Annotated in this window: 4 protein-coding genes and 3 pseudogenes; 4 read left to right on the top strand and 3 right to left on the bottom strand. The window is 68.8% G+C overall.

All coding sequences use genetic code 11. The features are described 5' to 3' along the window. Positions 1–411: pseudogene (locus tag ACIGXE_RS37595) on the bottom strand (IS5 family transposase); the annotation flags it as partial. Between the two features lie 83 nt (positions 412–494). Here ACIGXE_RS37595 and ACIGXE_RS37600 point away from each other — a divergent pair. The 4 genes and pseudogenes from ACIGXE_RS37600 to ACIGXE_RS37615 all read left to right on the top strand — a co-directional run. Continuing rightward, a complete protein-coding gene (locus ACIGXE_RS37600; RefSeq protein ID WP_399754660.1) occupies positions 495–650 on the top strand; it encodes a hypothetical protein in 156 nt (51 codons plus the stop codon). Then, positions 647–712: pseudogene (locus ACIGXE_RS37605) on the top strand (hypothetical protein); the annotation flags it as partial. The gene ACIGXE_RS37600 and the pseudogene ACIGXE_RS37605, both read left to right, overlap by 4 nt. A 593-nt stretch (positions 713–1,305) precedes the next feature. Continuing rightward, complete coding sequence (locus tag ACIGXE_RS37610) at positions 1,306–1,443, top strand: hypothetical protein (RefSeq protein ID WP_399754666.1); 138 nt, start codon at positions 1,306–1,308, stop codon at positions 1,441–1,443. A gap of 12 nt (positions 1,444–1,455) precedes the next feature. After that, positions 1,456–1,590, top strand: a pseudogene (locus tag ACIGXE_RS37615) (integrase core domain-containing protein); the annotation flags it as partial. A 366-nt stretch (positions 1,591–1,956) separates the two neighbouring features. Here the strand turns inward: ACIGXE_RS37615 and ACIGXE_RS37620 are convergent. Further along, positions 1,957–2,112, bottom strand: a complete 156-nt coding sequence (locus ACIGXE_RS37620) for a hypothetical protein (protein ID WP_399754662.1) — start codon at positions 2,110–2,112, stop codon at positions 1,957–1,959. A 237-nt stretch (positions 2,113–2,349) separates the two neighbouring features. Next, entirely contained in the window at positions 2,350–2,472 is a 123-nt protein-coding gene (locus ACIGXE_RS37625; protein ID WP_399754664.1) for a hypothetical protein, read from the bottom strand. Positions 2,473–2,722 lie beyond the last annotated feature (250 nt).

Genomic DNA, 2,722 nt, shown 5'->3' on the forward strand with positions numbered 1-2,722 from the left:
CGTGGTGCTTGCTGCCCGACCGTCCTCGGTCGACCGGGCTGGGCCCGCTTTTGGGCCCCTGCGGGCAGCCCGGACATGGCTGGAGTCGATCACCGTCCGCGACCAGTCCAGCTGCTTCGCCGAACGCAGCTTCGTCAGCAGGATGGCATGGAGCCGGTCCCAGACACCGGCCTCATTCCACGCGGCCAGCCGTCGCCAGCACGTCATGCCGGAGCCGAATCCGAGCTCCTGGGGCAGGTACTCCCACTGGATGCCGGTGTGCAGGACGAACAGGATCCCGCACAGAGCCTGCCGGTCCGGCACCCGCGGCCGCCCCGCCACCAGTTTCGACGCCGGGACCGGCAACAACGGCTCGACCAGCGACCACAGTTCGTCCGAGACGATCCACGGCCGGGAGTTCCTCCTCGCCACGAACAGACCAACGAGCAACCAAGCCGACAGTCACATGATCAACAGCTTCTGTTAGGGCCTCTTAAGGGGAAGCGGAGCCGGCCATGCGGGCGGAAGACCTGCTGCAGACCCATACCGTGTGGGACCGCGACACCGTCGAGCTGCGTCTGACCGGAGGACTCGACTCGCCGCCGTCCCCCTTCCAGCAGGCCGCCGCCACCGCCCTGAACACCCGCCCCGCCACCTTCGCCTGGACTTGACCGGCCTCCCCTTCTGCGACCACACCGGCCTGCGCGCCCTGCACCAGCTCACCCACCAGGCCCACACCGCCCACATACACCTGCACCTCACCGGCATCCACCCCCGCCTGCACCGCACCCTCCCCAGCGCACGCCCTCTTTTTCCCCGCACCCCGCCCGCCCAACGCTACTGGCCCTCGCCACCGCCCAACACCAGGCATCCCTCCGCGCGCTCCGCCCCGTCCGGATCGCGGGAGCACCGCACGGCTCGCGGCCCCGGTCTCGAAGGGGAGAGGCCTGGGCCGTCGGGCCATGTGATTCGACAAGAACCGTGGGGGCACCGACGCGACCCCTGCCGGGCGGGGCCAGGGCTGCGGATCCGTGGGGGCCCGGCCGCGGAGCGCCCGGACTGGTGTACGCGTCACCCCGCACAGTGCCCCACCAGCCCCAGAGACACGGCGTCCCTACGGCTCTCTCCGCCCGGAAGGAACATGCGCAAGGAGCCTGCTGTCAATACTTGGGCCGGTCCGGTCCCGCGGGCACTCGCGCCCACTACAGTTTTCTTCATCGCCTCATCAGCCAAGGGGCCGGCACCGGACTCTTCCGGCGATCTGGTCCCGCGACGCACACCTAACCTGGACGGGCTGGTGCATCACAGCGACGCTGGCAGTCAAATGTGGCCATCCGCTACACCCAGCGCCTGTCCGAAACCGGGACCGTACCAAGCGTCGGCAGTGCCGAAGACGCGCTGGACGACGCGCTCATGGAGTCCATCGGTCTGTTCAAGACGACCATCAAGCCCGGCGGCCCGTGACAGACCCTCGACGACGTCGAACTCGCCACGCTGACCTGGATCGACTGGTACAACAACCAGCGCCTGCACAGCTCGATCGGCGACCTTCCACCCACCGAGTACGAGACCATCCACTACCGTCCACCCCAGACCGCACCGGCGGCCTGAGAAACCACACAACCCCGCCTCCAACAAATCCAGGGCGGTTCACACCTCGTCTCCGTGGCCCGGCAGCCGGGGTCTGTAAAGATTTCTTACAGTCCCGGCAGTCGCCACCGAAGGGACAGGGCGGTATGGCGGGTGCTGCGCCAAGTCTTCAGGGGATGGCAGCGTGACCTCGCCAGCACCAGACCCGCGTGATGGAGGCACTGGGCCAGCAGATGGCCGCCGATGCCGCAGCGCCGACGCCGGGGCTGGACCGTCAGCTGCGACAGCACGGCCATGCCCGCAGTGGCCGGTGCGGGCGCGAGCAGGGCTGCGGTGGCCAGGTGCTGGCCGTCGGTGTCGGCGAGTTCGAGGCGCCAGCCTGCAGGTTCAGTCGCCCAGCCGAGCCCGGGCCAACGCGATCAGCACGGCGATCACCTCGAAGTCCTCGCGGCCGTGCAGCCACACGATCAACCCCGCGTCATCTGCAGCCCTCACCTGGCAGCGCACTACCCCCGCCACCTCGCCGTACTGATCGCACACCATGAGCGTTTCCTCCCCCTGCAGACTTTCGTCTGTGTGAGTAGTTCGTGCGCCGGCTGCTGGCCGGGCAGCCAGTCCGCGTCGATCAGCCCCAGCACCACCGGTTCGGCTTCTAGTGCCTCGGACGGCTTGACTGGCTGCCGCTGCTGCCGGTCCGGTCGGCACGCTCATACAGCCCCTGCTTTCCTCTCCGAGATCACAGGCGCACCTCCGTGCTGCGGAAAGACCATTTGCAAGCGCTCAAGCCCCGCGGGTGTAGGCGTGGAGCTGGTCGATCTCGGCGAACCCTGCCGCGGTGTGCAGGGCAAGGGCGACATCGAGGTCCGGCTCGTCGTCTGCGGGAGCGGGCGGGACTGTGGTCACCTCACGGACTCCGCGGTCGGCGAGATGCGCCAGGCACTGTTCCAGCAGGATGTTGCCCCTACTGCGGCGGGCCGGGGACGGGCTCGCCCATTGCAGTGTCGTGGTCCCGTCGACGGCAGGCCGACAAGGGCCTCACCGATACGCGCGCCGTCCCGCCCCCCGTTACCTAATGGGACCTGAAGCCGACGGATCGCTACCCGTTACCCGGTCCTGTGAGACCTCGAAAAAGAGCGCGGCCGCCGGCTTCACC

The organism is Streptomyces sp. NPDC053431, assembly GCF_044544925.1.
GTDB lineage: Bacteria > Actinomycetota > Actinomycetes > Streptomycetales > Streptomycetaceae > Streptomyces.

What these genes read in the sequence shown, in the direction of transcription:
- ACIGXE_RS37600 (WP_399754660.1), top strand. Translation starts at nt 495, where the DNA reads ATGCGGGCGGAAGACCTGCTGCAGACCCATACCGTGTGGGACCGCGAC.
- ACIGXE_RS37620 (WP_399754662.1), bottom strand. Translation starts at nt 2,112, where the DNA reads ATGGTGTGCGATCAGTACGGCGAGGTGGCGGGGGTAGTGCGCTGCCAG.